Source organism: Cognatishimia coralii (assembly GCF_037478305.1).
In the GTDB taxonomy this organism is placed as follows: Bacteria; Pseudomonadota; Alphaproteobacteria; order Rhodobacterales; family Rhodobacteraceae; genus Cognatishimia; species Cognatishimia coralii.
On the sequence record NZ_JBBGAZ010000004.1, the window covers coordinates 233,478 to 247,896 of the forward strand.

Genomic DNA, 14,419 nt, shown 5'->3' on the forward strand with positions numbered 1-14,419 from the left:
AGCTAGTGCAACATCCTAGACTAGCGACACCTTAAGCTATGGCTTCTTGTGAACGCAAAGGTTCGGTCACGTTTGCCTTGTTGGTCAACCATGCCAAGGCATCATTGCGACTGTTAAAACACTTCGAGTTGCTCTCTTCTCTCAAACCGCACCTGTCAGCGAACATAGATGCAAACCTGATTTTAAGCGTCGTCTCAAAGTTTTCAGCTACAAATGCTATCCGCTCGTTCCGTTGAAAAGGGAGTAAAGAACCTCGTCGAATAATGAGCTGTCGGATTTCTGACACTTCAAAGTACTTCAGGTCAGAAAGCAAAAAGTTAAACAGTACTTTGGGACGGGATACGGCAACATCCGAGCTTTTCGCTTTTGAGATTAGTTCGGTAACATCATTTGGAGTAAATGGATCTAGCGCTGTTAGTTCAACGATGCCGGTTGTTGGTGAGTAGTTGCTTAGGATTGGCATTTTTTCTGCTCGAGTCTCTTATGGCTGCTCTAAGCCTCAAGCCTCAAGCCTTAGGCCGTCCACTAGGTGGAGGGTAAATACCCAAATTTCAACAGTTACATTTTGCGACAAAACTAGCTGTAGTTGCACGGGTTGGAATGGAGCTAATCTTAGCACGGTTTGAGACTTAAAGGTATGTGGTTATGGAATTCAGAAGAAACCAGCGACATTGGCAAATGAGCTCTCTTAGTAGACGATCTGTTTTCGGGGTCTTGCTTGCAGTCGCTGCTGCACCGCAATTTGCATTTGCACACAAGAATCAATTTCCCGACCGTTTTCTTCCTCAGTTGGTCAACTCGGGTCGACGGGATTGGGAGGCTGGTTCAGTTCACGTGGTACCAGATGATTACTTCCTCTACTTTATGTTAAATGACGGTTTGGCAATCCGCTACGGTGTCGGGGTCGGGCGCAAAGGGTTGTACAAATCGGGGACGTTTACGGTCGCACGGAAAGCAAAATGGCCTTGGTGGAGGCCCACAAATGCCATGATACGAAGAGAGCCACACAAGTACGCGCGATACAAAAATGGCCTGAAAGGCGGACCAAATAATCCGTTGGGTGCGAGGGCGATCTACCTATACGATGAGGCCGGTCGCGACACGTATCTACGTATTCATGGTACTAATGAGCCTCGAACCATTGGCTCCGCTGTCTCCAATGGTTGCGCGAGACTTACGAATGAACACGTGAAAGACCTTTACGAAAGGGTAGAAATTAGTGCCAAAGTTCACCTCCACCCTAAGGGCTAGGCGCACCAGCTAACCCTTGAACGACCGACAGATTGTATTGAACTGCAGCTACTCCAAGCTATTGCAGTAAAGCTTCAGATGGAGAATGGTGCATCAGAGAAATTGGTTCAAATTGGCAGGCTCAATTGAATTCGTTGGTCAATGCACATCAAAGAGGAATGAAGCAACGACTTGTTCTGAATTTCCTGAAAATTTAAACGTTCTAAGGTTGGGGCAAAGGCTGCAGTTCTTAGCGGTGGTTTGAGAGTGTCTATTTTCTCTGACTTGGATATGTTAAGTACTCTTTTGATTGCTTCAAAGGGAAGATTTGGTCAAAACCAGTAATTTAATTCTACGGCCAATCGTAAAAACAACCAAACTGGGCGACAAAGTGCGGAGTATTTGTTTAATCGCCTAGCGCAATTTAGCCTAACACGCATGTTTGTGGCCAATTCGATTTGCATACAACAGCAGGACGCTAATCCTTTTCCTACAACTCGATTGGATGTCGATGGAAACATTGAAAAAAAAACGCCTGAAGGGCACCAAAACCTGCACATCATGTCAAGCTTTTTCGGTGAGGTTTGGCTACAGGTAACTGATCGTAGCTTTCAGAGATAGAATTGGCAGGTTGGTTCGCGACACCGAAGGGGCCGTATGGACTAGTCCAACAAAAATAAACACCGGTTAGCTAGAACCCAGGGAGACCAGAGCGTGGCACGTCTATCGTGAGAAAGATCACCAAGTCGTCCTTTCGTTTTGGTGTGGCATTGAAAGCTTGGGATGCGTCGCTCCTCAATTTCTGCTTCGCAACTTCGTCAACACTTTCATAAACTCAACTAGATGGACCAAAGTTGGTTTTCTAGCTTACTCAGTGCGACGTCAATTAACGAACGCCAGATCTTTGTCAGGGCTTAGGCAGGTTGGTAACTAGGTTTGGAATGGGACGCCTTGACTGTTACATTCTGCGACAAAGTCTTAGCGGCGTCAGACGTATCGCTAATGTATTGGCAAATGATGGAACCTAAATCGTACATAATAGTCGTAGACGATCATCCCGAGATCCGTGACTCCGTCGCGCGGTACCTAAAACGCAATGGAATGGAGGTGGCAACCGCACAAAACGCTGCTGAGATGAATTTTCAAATAAGGGCTAGAACGCCTGATTTGATCGTTCTGGATGTGATGATGCCGGGCGAGAGTGGGCTAACTGCCTGTGCACGTTTGCGAGAAACGACGTCAATTCCGGTGCTGCTTTTGACGGCCTTGGACAGTGATGCCGACTTACTGAAAGGTTTTGAAAACGGTGCGGATGACTACATTGCAAAACCGTTCAATCCGCCTGAGCTATTGGCTCGCATAAAAGCGATATTACGGCGTACAAACACAGCGGCTAACAAAAACGATCTGGCAGGTCAAAAGGTGCTCCTAGGCGGAGCCACATATGATGTTGACGCACGCGTGATTGAGCGAGAGGACGGTCGCATGGAAGTATTGACCTCTGGTGAAGCGATGCTGCTTCTCGCATTGATCGAAAATGCGAGAGTTACCTTGAGCCGTGACGACTTGTTGCTCAAAACGACAGGCAGATTACCGGGCCCTTTCGATCGCACCATTGACAATCAGGTCAGTCGATTGCGCAAGAAGATCGAACCTGACGTTCTACGTCCGCGGTTGATCGCAACAGTCCGAAACGGAGGCTACGTATTGTCCTGTGATGTCGAGATACTTCCATGAAGCAGTTCAGTCTCTCTTTGCGCGTTCAACTTGTGCTTCTAGTTGGGGCAGCTTTTCTGGTTGGCCAAGCACTAAGCCTTGTGTTCTTCGCAGACGAACGATCTTCAGCGGTGCAAGCTGCGTTGGGAGCAGAGGCAGCGAGTCGTGCCGCAAATGTTGCTCTCCTGATAGAGAGCGCGCCATCTGAATTACATCAGCAAATTGTCATGGCCGCGAGTTCCCCGTTGGTGCGTTTCGAAATTGGGCCAGTTGCACAGGTGATGGATGGAGAACATCATGAGGATGCGGCGGTTGAGGCCCGTATTCGCGCATTATTGAACGACAGTTTCAGCCGAGCCATAAGGGTGGAAGTTCATGAAATTGATGGGATCGTCCTGCCAGTTCCAAATCTAACTCCGGAATTGGCGGAGATGCACGCCGATATGATGCGCGGTACACTTGCGGCGCTTGAGCTCGAAATCTCCATCGCCCTTTCCGGTGGAAATTGGTTGAATGTGGCAACGCGTTTTGAAAGGCCGCCATGGCAGCTATCGTCTGCCACGTTTTTATCGGTTCTGCTGTCTGCCGGGCTGGGCGCACTTGCTGTATTTTGGTTTGTCATCGCTCGGTTGACACGGCCACTGACGGCCTTGAAGCAGGCGACGGAAGCGTTAGGACGTGGAGGCCAGGTTGTGCCGCTCACCCCTGCCGGGCCACCAGAGGTGAAGGCGCTGACGCAAGCTTTCAATGTGATGCAGGATCGGTTGCATAAGTTTGTTGCGGATCGAACCATGATGCTGGCGGCCCTGGCGCATGATTTGCGATCTCCGCTTACGGCGATGCGGGTCCAATCTGCTATGGTCGATGACGTCGAGACTCAGGCAAGTATTGTGCGTTCGACAGAAGAAATGTCCGAAATGGTCGAGTCGACACTTGCTTACGCGCGTGGGGTTGGAACCGAAGAGGCCGTGGAGGACGTATTGCTTTCTGAAATAATGGAACGCGCAGGCGCGCGACCAGAAGACTGGCCCAACGGATTAGTGGTCGCAGCACGCAAAACGGCTGTTATTCGCGCGCTGCGCAATCTGATTGAGAATGCTCAGCGATACGGCAGTGTCGCCGAAGTACACTGGTCTGTCACGGGCAGCGACCTCGCAATCTGTGTGAAGGACAATGGTCCGGGAATTCCAGAAGAGCAGATCGAACAGGTGCTTGAGCCCTATGTGCGACTAGAGCAAAGCCGTTCTCGTGAAACAGGTGGGGCGGGGCTCGGTCTTTCCATCGCACGAAGCGTTTTCCTAGCGCACGGTGGCACACTTGCTTTGTCAAATCGGCAGGCTGGTGGACTCTGTGCGTGTGCAACGCTTCCGGGCGCTGTGGTGTCGCAACAAACTAGCGAGCTATCGCTGTCGTTACAAAATGATACGCAACACCACGAAGCCGAAGTGTTAAGCCATCCTCGATGAATACGGAGGCAGGCAATGACCGAACCGCCCAAATCTATCAGCCGACGAAGTCTACTCGTTGCGACGGCAACGGCGCTCGCTGCGCCTTCGGTGGTTCTGGCACAGTCTAGTGGAAATGGTGGGGTGCGGCGCAACGTGTCGTCTTTTGTTTTGCACGATTGGCAGGACCATTTTGAAAGCATCGGCAAGGGAATCTTGCTCTCAAATACAAATACGAGAGTTTTGCAGCACTGGACTGCGGATGGCAAAATGAGAGTATACCCAACGTCGGTGCCATTGACAGATGAACTGACCAAACGGGGCTATACAACTGTCGTCGAGAAGCGGAAAAATCCCAGTTGGCGTCCTACACCATCGATGCGCGAACGAAACCCGGAGTGGCCCTTGGTAATAGAGGGCGGAGCGCCCGAAAACCCCTTGGGCACGCGAGCGCTTTACTTGTCCTGGACCTATTACCGTATCCACGGAACACAGGACACCCGCAAGATCGGGCGCCGGTCGTCAAACGGGTGTATTGGGCTCTTTAACGAACAGATTGAGGAAGTATATGAACGGACTCCTATTGGCACGCAGGTGAAATTGATTTGATGAGCAAAGCAGGATTGTTCGTGGGCTCCGTCTTGGTGGCGGGTATCGCGGTGTTTGGCTACCAACTGATGAACCCGTCGCAGCCGGCGGGGCATTCGATGACGCCTCCGGATCTAAGTGGAATAGAAGATGGTGCGCCTATTGCCACGGTCGCCATTCCAGTGAGCTTTTCGGAGAATGCTGTTATTGGACAACGTATTTTTGAGGCAAAATGCGCCGACTGCCATGGTGCCAACGCCGCAGGTCAAAAGGGTGTCGCACCTCCCTTGGTTCACAAGATTTACGAGCCTTCGCATCATTCCGACATGGCATTCATAATGGCGGCGAAGAACGGAGTACGAGCGCATCATTGGGATTTTGGAAACATGCCTCAGATCGAGGGCATCACAGATGGTGAAGTGAAGCTTGTGGCCATATACGTTCGCGAATTGCAGCGCGAGAATGGGATCAATTGAAGGTGAACCGAAGCGCCTCGTATATTCGTTTCCTGCTGCTAACGGCCATTGCGGCGCTGATTTTTGTTCTTTCGCCGACCGATGCAGCGGCACATTCATCGCTCTCTCCTGACCTGGTCGCAGACGTTTATTTGGATGGTCCAGATGGCGACGCGCATTGCCATCGTGCAATTGAATGCGTCGTAACCTTTTACTTACAAGAGACGTTTGAACATACACCAGCCGACACGCCTTTATCTAAACCAAACACTCCAGCGGGCACAAATTTGGTTGGGGTCAAGCTGGGACGCGATCCGCCGATACCGATCGGATTTTGATGACTGAATAGATCTGAACATCAAAAACGGAGAAAAAGATGAAAACGACAAACGTAACTCTGGTCCTGTTGGCCAGTATAACTGCCGGTGTAGCACTGGCACACAGCGGTGCGACTGGCGTCGTAAAGGAGAGAATGGACGGTATGGCGGCCATGCAGAAAGCTGTGAAAGCCGTGACACCGATCATGCGCGGGCAAGTCGAATATGATGCGGATGCGGTGCGCTCTTTTGCTGCTGCGGTAGAAATGCACTCAGGCGAAGCCATGACCAAGCTGTTTCCGGAGGGAACCGGGGGCAAACCCTCGGAGGCCAAAGATCAAGTCTGGTCCGATTGGGAAGAATTTGAGTCTCTGGCAATGAACCTCGAAACCCTCGGCAAAACTCTGTCGGAGGCTGCGAACAACGGATTGGCCGTACAGGCGTCCGGCGGAACCAGCGGGTCCATGATGGGAACGGGAAACATGATGGGTTCGGGAACCATGATGGGAGGGAACTCGGCAATGGGCGGCATGATGGGTCAATCAAGTGACGGCATGATGGATGCCGACATGTTGGCCTCCATGCCCGCTGATATGCTTTTCACCCGGATTAGCCAGACCTGTTCAGCCTGCCATTCCAAGTACCGGCTGGAGTCGAACTGACATGCGTCGCCTGTTTTTGGGCACCGGAGCGATTGCCGTCTCGGCGGCAATCGGTTTCGTGGTGCTGACCGTCTGGCCTATAGGAGCCACACCGTCACCTGAGCTCGCCAATCTGACAGGCGATGTGAACAGGGGAGCCTACCTCGCCCGGGCCTCCGGTTGCATCGCCTGCCATACAAATCCGGAGGGTGGCGCGCCGCTGGCTGGTGGTGTTGAACTCGATACACCATTTGGCACGGTCTATTCGCCAAACCTGACCACCGATCCTGAGCAAGGCATCGGCAACTGGACGGTTGAGCAGTTCGCCGTTGCGGTGCGGCAAGGTATTTCGCCCGCGGGAGAGCCTTATTATCCCGCATTTACTTATTCCTTTTACGCGGATTTCACTGATCAAGAGGTTGCCGATCTCTGGGCTGCGTTTCAGACACTTCCTGCTGTTGAAACCCCATCGCGCGCGCCGGAGATGGCGTTTCCGTTCAATCAACGTGCGGGTTTGAAGTTGTGGCGTGCGCTGTTTCAATTCGACCCGCTAACAGAACCAGTTGAAGGCAAAAGCGACAGCTGGAATCGGGGCAAATGGTTGGTCGAGGGAGCGACGCACTGTGCTGCGTGCCACACCACCCGCAATCTGCTGGGCGGACGAAAGGTCGCAACAGCAAAGTTTGCAGGGTCTGATATGCTGCCCGGTGGGGGAAAGGCACCTCCGATTGACACCACGTCGCTTGTACAAGAGGGCTGGGACGCCGGAAGTCTGGCATACGCTCTGAAGACCGGTATTACACCGTCTGGCGACGCATTCGGCAACGCGATGGGGGAGGTTGTTCTTTTTGGAACTCAATTCCTGTCAACCGAAGATCTGGACGCTATGGCCGAATATCTAATGGACCAACCGTGATGATAGGAGACTTTGGATGAACCCGACACGGAGACAGGTGCTTGGCGGATTGGCCGCGAGCAGCGCCGTTCTCGCGTTGCCTGCTCGGGCAGTGGGCACAACCGCTCTGACAGCGCAGGTTGCGGATATGCAGCTTTTGCCCCAAGAGTACGGGCGGACGACGATTTGGGGATTTGGCGGCACCATGCCCGGCCCTGAAATCCGTGTCGCGCAAGTCAGCCGGGTACAGCGACATTTGATCAATGACTTGCCGCAGGCAACGTCGATCCACTGGCACGGAATTCGCATCGACAACGCGATGGACGGGGCCAGCGGATTGACACAGGACGCCGTTGAACCGGGTGCCGCCTTTGATTACGACTTCATCGCGCCAGATGCTGGCACCTACTGGTATCACGCGCACAATCGGTCATTTGAGCAAGTGGCGCGTGGCCTGTACGGCGCTTTGATCGTAGAAGAACCTTCCCCGCCCGATGTAGATGCAGAAGACGTGCTTGTGCTGGACGACTGGCTGGTCGATCCGGCCACTGGCCAGATTGATAGCGCCTTTGAATCGCCGCATGACCGCAGCCATGCAGGTCGAAACGGAAACTTCATTGCAACCAACGGGGTGTCAGGTCTCGCGAAGACTGCACGCAAAAACGAGCGTCGGCGTCTGAGGATTATCAATGCGGCAAATGCCCGGCTCTTTCAATTGCGGTTGGAAGGACTTGATGGTTGGGTCGTCGCGCTAGACGGGATGCCCCTGTCCCAACCCAAGAAAATTGGAAAGTCCTTTATTCTGGGCCCTGCACAACGCGCAGATGTTTTTGTGGATGTGACCGCTGATGTGGGATCATCTGCATACCTTCTTGCAATTCTGGATGGGGAAGCATGGCCGCAAGTTCGCTATGATGTGACCGGTCAATCGGCCAAGGCCAAACGAAATATGCCCAAACCGCTCCCGGAAAATTCGCATCAGAGGGTGAAACTTGAAGGGGCCACGTCGCTTTCCTTGAACATGGAAGGCGGCGCAATGGGAAGTCTTAGAGCCGCAACGTTTAACGGCGAGCGACTGAATTTCCGCCAGTTGGTTCGGGAAGGCCAGTTTTGGGCATTCAACGGTGCCATTGGGACAATGAACAATCCGCCGCTTGCCAAGCTCAGTCAGGGAGAAAACGTTCGACTGCGGATTCACAACGACACAGCTTTTCCTCATGCAATGCATCTGCACGGCATGCATTTCCATGAGGTCACCGAGGACGGTCGTTTGGGCCCGTTGCGAGACACGACCTTGTTGTTTGGAGACCAGACGCGGGAGATCGCCTTTGTCGCAGACAATCCGGGCCAGTGGCTTTTGCATTGTCATATGTTGTCGCATGCAGCGTCCGGCATGATGACCCGTATCGAGGTTGCCTGATGCGCTACTCGGTGGTCATTTTCATAATGGCCGTCGCAGCGGGCGGTGCTTGGTTCTGGTCCGGACCAGAACAACTTTCAGCACGTGCGGCAGGTAGCGGTGCAGGGGATATCGTTGCGGGTGAACAGATTTATGCTGAGTATTGCGCTGCCTGTCATGGCGCAAACCTTGAAGGACAGGAGAATTGGCGTAGCTCCGGCGCGGATGGACGATTGCCTGCGCCACCGCATGATGAGACCGGTCACACTTGGCACCATCCGGACAGTCTGCTCTTTGACTATACTAAACTCGGCGGCAAAGCTTTGATGGCGACGAAGGGCATTGAGTTCGATAGCGGAATGCCCGGCTTTGCCGACCAGCTGACAGACGCCGAAATTCACAACGTTCTGGCCTACATCAAATCGACGTGGCCGGAGCGCATTCAGAAAATTCAGGCCGAACGCTCAGAGGCCGAAGAACAACAGGATTGACAATGAAGCTTGCCAAACTCGCCCCTTTCGCAATCTCCGCAGCCGCGCTGATTCCTCTATCAGCATATGCTGATGACAAGTCAGACGAACGGATCAAGGAACTGGTCTATGAAGCCATCCTCGAAAATCCGCAGATCATCATGGAGGCAGTGCGCTTACTGGAAGAGCGCCAGCAACAGGATCAGGCCGCCGCCGCTGCCACTGTTCTGAAGGCTGAACGAGATAGGTTGGAACAAGACCCCAATGCCATCGTGCTGGCCAACCCTGACGGCGATGTCACGGTGGTAGAATTCTTTGACTATAACTGTCCCTATTGCCGCCGCGTCATGCCGCAGGTCGATGCGCTTGTTGAACAGGACGCAAACGTGCGTCTGGTCTATCGTGAATGGCCCATTCTGGGGGAGGGTAGCGTATTTGCTGCGCGCGCGGCTTTGGCCGCCCGTGAACAGGGAAAATATGAAGAATTTCACGTCGCAATGATGAGAATGCAGGGCCGGGCCGAAGAGGCCAGCGTGCTGCGGATCGCGCGCGACGTCGGGCTCGATATTGACCAGTTACGCCGTGACATGGACGCCCCTGAGGTGGATGAACATATCCAGACCTCGATGGAGTTGACTCGCGCGTTGGGCTTTAACGGAACGCCCTCCTTTGTCATCGGAGATGCCCTGATCCCGGGGTTTGTTGAGGCAGACGTTTTGATCGAGCAGGTTGCAGCGGTCCGGGAGGCCAAGAACCAGTAGATGAAATGGACCCGGCGAGAAACGCTAGGTGGCGGTCTGGCGGCGCTGTCGGCCGCAGGCATGCCCACGTTTGCGGCGACACGTAGTTACACTCTGCGCCCGGAACCGATCATGGCTTCTGTGGGTGGGATGCGGCAGGAACTGCTGGGATTCAACGGGTCTTGGCCAGGTCCGGAGCTGCGTGCGGGGCAGGGCGACCACATGCGCGTCCGCGTTGAGAACGGCCTGCAGGATGGTGTTCTGGTGCATTGGCATGGGCTCCGGTTACCAAACCGAATGGATGGCGTAAGCGTGCTGACGCAAGATGTGATCCCGCCGGATGCGAGCCACGACTATCGTTTCCCCGTGCCGGATGCGGGCACGTTTTGGTACCATTCGCACTACCTGTCGTACGATCAGGTCAGCCGCGGCCTTTTTGGTCCGCTCATCATTGATGAACAGCAGCCACCGGATGTCGATCATGACATAACGGTCCAGTTATTTGATATGTTGACCGACGACAGCGGAGTGTACGACGAGGATACAGGTGCCGAACAGTTTGCGGCAACTGGCAGAATCGGAAATGTGATGACGGCAATTGTCAGCCGGGAAACGGTCCAGCGTGGTGATCGGGTGCGGTTGCGGCTGATAAATCCGTCAATTGACCGCGTCTATAGCCTGCGCATCAATGGTATCGAAGGCAAGATTGTTGCCCTTGATGGTATGCCTCTCGAACAGCCGCAACCGTTCGAGGATATCATTCTGGCGCCGGGGCAGCGCTGCGACGTGATTGGTGACGTTTCAGACGCGATTGCGTTTGCCGATGACGACATCGGACAAACCTTGGGGCAGATCGCAGCGCAAGGCCAACGGCAGCGCAGGACAACTGCCATTCCTGCACTTCCTCCAAACCCGATGCCCCAGCCAAAGGGCCGCGAAGTCAAAGCGCGGCTTGTCATGCAAGGTGGTGCCGGAGGTGGAAAGCATGACGGTTTCGGGACTTGGGCGCTGAATGATGTGTCCGGGCTGCCGCGTGAGCCGCTACTCAATGTGCGGCGGGGAACAACCGCCCGGATTTCGTTATACAACGCCACGGCCTTCGACCATGTCATGCATTTGCACGGCCATCACTTCTGGGAAAATTCGGAGACAGGCCAACCGGGGGATTACAGAGACGGAACCTTCGTGCGTGCAGGCGAGGCGCGCGACATTCTGTGTGTCCTGGACAACCCGGGCAACTGGATGCTTCACTGTCACATGCTCAGCCATCAAGCGGATGGGATGGCGACATGGATCCGCGTTGCATGACACCCTTTGTCAGGCCAGTTCCGTTGGAAGTCCACTTAACGCGGCCTCGGCGCTCACCGTGGGAAAGGCTGAAGCGATCCAACCCGGTCCACGCGGGGAACCCATCATCCCTTCCGACACATCGATGAAGCCGCTGTATCCAGCCTCGCGCAAACTGCGCATGACGTATCCTGACCGTCCTCCGGTTGCGCAGATCAACGCCACTGGCCGACCATCCGCAAGTGTCTTGGCGGCGAACAGGCGCTCTGGAAAGCGGTCTTCGTGCAGGCTGATTGGCCATGCTCCGAGTGCCACGCCTGTTTCAGCCCATTCTTGACGCGAGCGGACGTCGACAAGCCGGATCAGGTCGTCTTTCAAGGCATCATGTGCATCCTTGGCAGACCATATTTCAGCTTGCTGCGCCCATACGCCTTGGCCGGGCAAGGTTCCCATCGCAGTCGCACCGACGATGAAAACGCGCCTTCCGATAGCGTCACGCAAATTAGTTTTTTTCGTCATCTGTCATTCCGCTGTTCATCATGGCACCTGCCTTGTGCGCAGCCATGCTTACGCCATTCCGAGCCGCGGCAAGTTCGTCCATCGAAATCGCATCGGCCCCATCCGAGTCGATAGCTTGAAAACGATCCACCAACACGGCGTGTTGCACGTGTGTATTCCAGCTTTGGAATTCGGAAAGATCAAGCGCTCCATTGCCGTTTGCATCGAAGCGGAGCATGATGTCTTCGTTGGTTAAACCACCCGCAAACAAGCCAGCTAGCGCGTCTGATGCGCGACCGTGCATCTGACCCATCATTGACATATGCATTTGCATCATCATCTGCACCACTTGCATATGATAGCCATCCATTTCCCCGATACCGGACATGCCTAGCATCCCCTTACCCGACATTCCCTGCATGCCGGATTGATCAACAAAAGGAGTATCGCCCTTCTGTGTTTGGTCTTCACCGTCATGATGATCCGGATTTGCCGTTGCAGGAGACGTCAAAATCGAAATGAGTGTGAGAACGGCGATCTTGTTTGAGCGGGCCATAATTTCTACCTTTGGCAATCATACGTGATGAGAACTATATATTTACGCCACCAAGATTTTACGCGCCCGAAGACGTAATGATTTGTCCGCGCAAGTGATTACAAAAACATACAAATTCCAGATCATAGACCACCTTGTCATCTGCTAAACCACAAGGGTGAAACGGTGAAGGAAAATCCGAATGATTCCAGAGATTGGACATTTTGCGCTGGTGTTGACGCTTGCGCTGGCTCTGGTTCAATCAGTCCTGCCGATCTGGGGGGCCGCACGGAGTGATCTGATCTGGATGAAAAGCGCGACTTGGTCGTCGCTTGGACAGGTCTTCTTCACCGCGATCGCTTTTGCCGCTCTTATGACCAGCTTCGTGCAAAGCGACTTCACAGTGGTTAACGTCGTAGAGAACTCTCACTCGCTCAAACCGCTGCTTTACAAGGTTTCGGGCACCTGGGGCAGTCATGAAGGGTCTTTGCTGTTGTGGGTACTCATCCTGACTGTGTTTGGGGCCATGGTGGCCGTGACCGCCAATAACGTGGCAATGCGCACGAAAGCGCGGACACTTTCGGTTCAGGCATGGATCAGCGTTGGTTTTCTGACATTCATGCTGTTTACGTCGAACCCGTTCGACAGGATCTATCCCGCGCCACTGGACGGGCAGGACCTTAATCCGCTTTTGCAGGATGTGGGGCTAGCGATGCATCCGCCGCTTCTCTATCTCGGGTACGTCGGCTTTTCGATTGTGTTCTCATTTGCCGTTGCTGCGCTAATCGAAGGCCGGGTTGACGCTGCCTGGGCCCGGTGGGTGCGGCCTTGGACGCTGGCGGCCTGGGTATTCCTGACCGCAGGTATCGCCCTGGGATCCTGGTGGGCCTATTATGAGCTGGGTTGGGGCGGCTGGTGGTTCTGGGACCCGGTCGAAAACGTCAGCTTCATGCCGTGGCTCATGGGGACAGCCCTGCTGCATTCCGCCATCGTGACTGAGAAGCGTGGGGCGTTTAAAAGCTGGACGATCCTGCTGGCGATCCTGACATTCTCTCTCTCGTTGTTGGGCACGTTCATTGTGCGCTCCGGTCTGCTAACATCCGTGCACGCGTTCGCCGTCGATCCGGAACGTGGGCTGTATATTCTGGGGCTTCTCGCTGTATCAATTGGCGGGTCTTTCGCGCTTTACGCGTGGCGGGCACCTTCCATGGAAGGCGGCGGCCTGTTCAAACCGGTCAGCCGTGAAGGCGGTTTGTTGGTCAACAACCTGATCCTTGCGGCCTCAACTGGCACCGTTTTGTTCGGAACCCTGTACCCGCTGTTCTACGAGGCCCTGACTGGCGGAGAGAAACTCTCGGTCGGACCTCCGTTTTTTAATGCATCATTCATTCCGATGATGGTGCCACTGGTGTTCGTAATGGGGTTGGGACCGTTTCTTTCATGGAAGCGCGCAACAGTTGGCGACGTTGTTGCGCTAGTCAAGATTGTGGGCCTGCTTGCGATCGGGTTTGGCCTTGTGGCCTGGTATGCTTTCCAGGGCGGGCCCGTGCTTGGCTATCTGTCACTGGGACTCGCAGCCTGGCTTTTGCTGGCGACGCTGCGCGAGTGGGCATTTCGCATCCGGCTTTTCGATGTACCCATGGATGAGGCCGTGCGGCGTGCCCGCGGGCTGCCCCGGGCGGCCCACGGCATGACTTTGGCACATGCCGGGTTGGCCGTTGCGATTTTCGGTTTTGTCGGGTCGAGCGTCTGGAAATCCGAAGAAATCCTGTTTGTCACACCGGGCAAGGTAATCCAGATCGCTGGTTTTGATGTGACCTTTGCGGGGGCTGAAAAGGTCAGAGGGCCAAATTACATCGCTGACCGTGGCACGTTACTGGTCAGCCGGGATGGCGCGCGCATCACGACGCTCTATCCTGAGCGACGGTTCTATCCTGTGGCACAAAGCACCACGACTGAAAGCGCAATTCGCTCGACGATGGCGGGCGATCTCTATGCATCGCTTGCCGAACCTGCCTCAGATCAGGCCGGGGCTCAGGGGGCCTGGACGCTGCGCATCCTCTATGAGCCACTGGTGAATTTCATCTGGGTCGGTTCGGCCATGCTGGTCCTGGGCGGGTTGGTTTCCCTCAGCGACCGGCGGTTGCGGGTGGGGGCACCGAGACGGCGCGCGGCTGCCGCGCCGGCCTTGCCTGCGGAGTAA

At 54.5% G+C, this 14,419-nt stretch carries 16 protein-coding genes; 13 read left to right on the top strand and 3 right to left on the bottom strand.

Annotated elements, in window-relative coordinates:
• Positions 1–31: 31 nt before the first annotated feature.
• Entirely contained in the window at positions 32–463 is a 432-nt protein-coding gene (locus WG622_RS09975; RefSeq protein WP_209357075.1) for a hypothetical protein, read from the bottom strand.
• 215 nt (positions 464–678) lie between these two features.
• Between WG622_RS09975 and WG622_RS09980 the strand changes: the two genes are divergently transcribed.
• From WG622_RS09980 to WG622_RS10035, 12 genes are all read left to right on the top strand, one after another.
• The gene (locus tag WG622_RS09980) at positions 679–1,251 is read left to right on the top strand and encodes a L,D-transpeptidase (protein WP_209358130.1); all 573 of its coding nucleotides are present in this window, start codon (positions 679–681) and stop codon (positions 1,249–1,251) included.
• Between the two features lie 996 nt (positions 1,252–2,247).
• Complete coding sequence (locus WG622_RS09985) at positions 2,248–2,967, top strand: response regulator (RefSeq protein WP_209358129.1); 720 nt, start codon at positions 2,248–2,250, stop codon at positions 2,965–2,967.
• Positions 2,964–4,412: an ATP-binding protein gene (locus WG622_RS09990; protein WP_209357074.1), complete on the top strand. Its 1,449-nt coding sequence runs from the start codon at positions 2,964–2,966 to the stop codon at positions 4,410–4,412. Before WG622_RS09985 ends, WG622_RS09990 begins: the two co-directional genes overlap by 4 nt.
• A 15-nt stretch (positions 4,413–4,427) precedes the next feature.
• Entirely contained in the window at positions 4,428–5,000 is a 573-nt protein-coding gene (locus tag WG622_RS09995) for a L,D-transpeptidase (protein ID WP_339403456.1), read from the top strand.
• Complete coding sequence (locus tag WG622_RS10000) at positions 5,000–5,455, top strand: c-type cytochrome (protein ID WP_209357072.1); 456 nt, start codon at positions 5,000–5,002, stop codon at positions 5,453–5,455. Before WG622_RS09995 ends, WG622_RS10000 begins: the two co-directional genes overlap by 1 nt.
• A gap of 2 nt (positions 5,456–5,457) precedes the next feature.
• Positions 5,458–5,772 carry a hypothetical protein gene (locus WG622_RS10005; RefSeq protein ID WP_209357071.1) on the top strand — a complete coding sequence of 105 codons (315 nt, stop codon included), beginning with the start codon at positions 5,458–5,460 and terminating at the stop codon, positions 5,770–5,772.
• Positions 5,773–5,810: 38 nt separating this feature from the next.
• The gene (locus tag WG622_RS10010; RefSeq protein ID WP_209357070.1) at positions 5,811–6,413 is read left to right on the top strand and encodes a c-type cytochrome; all 603 of its coding nucleotides are present in this window, start codon (positions 5,811–5,813) and stop codon (positions 6,411–6,413) included.
• 1 nt (position 6,414) lies between these two features.
• A complete protein-coding gene (locus WG622_RS10015; RefSeq protein WP_339403457.1) occupies positions 6,415–7,308 on the top strand; it encodes a c-type cytochrome in 894 nt (297 codons plus the stop codon).
• Between the two features lie 16 nt (positions 7,309–7,324).
• The gene (locus tag WG622_RS10020; RefSeq protein WP_339403458.1) at positions 7,325–8,707 is read left to right on the top strand and encodes a multicopper oxidase family protein; all 1,383 of its coding nucleotides are present in this window, start codon (positions 7,325–7,327) and stop codon (positions 8,705–8,707) included.
• Between the two features lie 26 nt (positions 8,708–8,733).
• Entirely contained in the window at positions 8,734–9,177 is a 444-nt protein-coding gene (locus WG622_RS10025) for a c-type cytochrome (RefSeq protein ID WP_339403459.1), read from the top strand.
• Between the two features lie 2 nt (positions 9,178–9,179).
• A complete protein-coding gene (locus WG622_RS10030; RefSeq protein ID WP_339403460.1) occupies positions 9,180–9,917 on the top strand; it encodes a DsbA family protein in 738 nt (245 codons plus the stop codon).
• Positions 9,918–11,204, top strand: coding sequence for a multicopper oxidase family protein (locus WG622_RS10035; protein WP_339403461.1), 1,287 nt, complete (start codon positions 9,918–9,920; stop codon positions 11,202–11,204).
• A 9-nt stretch (positions 11,205–11,213) separates the two neighbouring features.
• Here the strand turns inward: WG622_RS10035 and WG622_RS10040 are convergent, their stop codons facing one another.
• Together WG622_RS10040 and WG622_RS10045 are read right to left on the bottom strand one after the other, a co-directional pair.
• Entirely contained in the window at positions 11,214–11,702 is a 489-nt protein-coding gene (locus WG622_RS10040; protein ID WP_209357065.1) for a rhodanese-like domain-containing protein, read from the bottom strand.
• Positions 11,686–12,237: an EF-hand domain-containing protein gene (locus WG622_RS10045; RefSeq protein WP_209357064.1), complete on the bottom strand. Its 552-nt coding sequence runs from the start codon at positions 12,235–12,237 to the stop codon at positions 11,686–11,688. The genes WG622_RS10040 and WG622_RS10045 overlap by 17 nt, the downstream gene beginning before the upstream one ends.
• A 181-nt stretch (positions 12,238–12,418) precedes the next feature.
• Here WG622_RS10045 and WG622_RS10050 point away from each other — a divergent pair, with 181 nt between their 5' ends.
• The gene (locus tag WG622_RS10050; RefSeq protein ID WP_209357063.1) at positions 12,419–14,419 is read left to right on the top strand and encodes a heme lyase CcmF/NrfE family subunit; all 2,001 of its coding nucleotides are present in this window, start codon (positions 12,419–12,421) and stop codon (positions 14,417–14,419) included.

Coding starts and splice junctions, on each gene's coding strand:
- WG622_RS09975 (WP_209357075.1), bottom strand. CDS start 463: ATGCCAATCCTAAGCAACTACTCACCAACAACCGGCATCGTTGAACTA.
- WG622_RS09980 (WP_209358130.1), top strand. CDS start 679: ATGAGCTCTCTTAGTAGACGATCTGTTTTCGGGGTCTTGCTTGCAGTC.
- WG622_RS09985 (WP_209358129.1), top strand. CDS start 2,248: ATGGAACCTAAATCGTACATAATAGTCGTAGACGATCATCCCGAGATC.
- WG622_RS09990 (WP_209357074.1), top strand. CDS start 2,964: ATGAAGCAGTTCAGTCTCTCTTTGCGCGTTCAACTTGTGCTTCTAGTT.
- WG622_RS09995 (WP_339403456.1), top strand. CDS start 4,428: ATGACCGAACCGCCCAAATCTATCAGCCGACGAAGTCTACTCGTTGCG.
- WG622_RS10000 (WP_209357072.1), top strand. CDS start 5,000: ATGAGCAAAGCAGGATTGTTCGTGGGCTCCGTCTTGGTGGCGGGTATC.
- WG622_RS10010 (WP_209357070.1), top strand. CDS start 5,811: ATGAAAACGACAAACGTAACTCTGGTCCTGTTGGCCAGTATAACTGCC.
- WG622_RS10015 (WP_339403457.1), top strand. CDS start 6,415: ATGCGTCGCCTGTTTTTGGGCACCGGAGCGATTGCCGTCTCGGCGGCA.
- WG622_RS10020 (WP_339403458.1), top strand. CDS start 7,325: ATGAACCCGACACGGAGACAGGTGCTTGGCGGATTGGCCGCGAGCAGC.
- WG622_RS10025 (WP_339403459.1), top strand. CDS start 8,734: ATGGCCGTCGCAGCGGGCGGTGCTTGGTTCTGGTCCGGACCAGAACAA.
- WG622_RS10030 (WP_339403460.1), top strand. CDS start 9,180: ATGAAGCTTGCCAAACTCGCCCCTTTCGCAATCTCCGCAGCCGCGCTG.
- WG622_RS10035 (WP_339403461.1), top strand. CDS start 9,918: ATGAAATGGACCCGGCGAGAAACGCTAGGTGGCGGTCTGGCGGCGCTG.
- WG622_RS10040 (WP_209357065.1), bottom strand. CDS start 11,702: ATGACGAAAAAAACTAATTTGCGTGACGCTATCGGAAGGCGCGTTTTC.
- WG622_RS10045 (WP_209357064.1), bottom strand. CDS start 12,237: ATGGCCCGCTCAAACAAGATCGCCGTTCTCACACTCATTTCGATTTTG.
- WG622_RS10050 (WP_209357063.1), top strand. CDS start 12,419: ATGATTCCAGAGATTGGACATTTTGCGCTGGTGTTGACGCTTGCGCTG.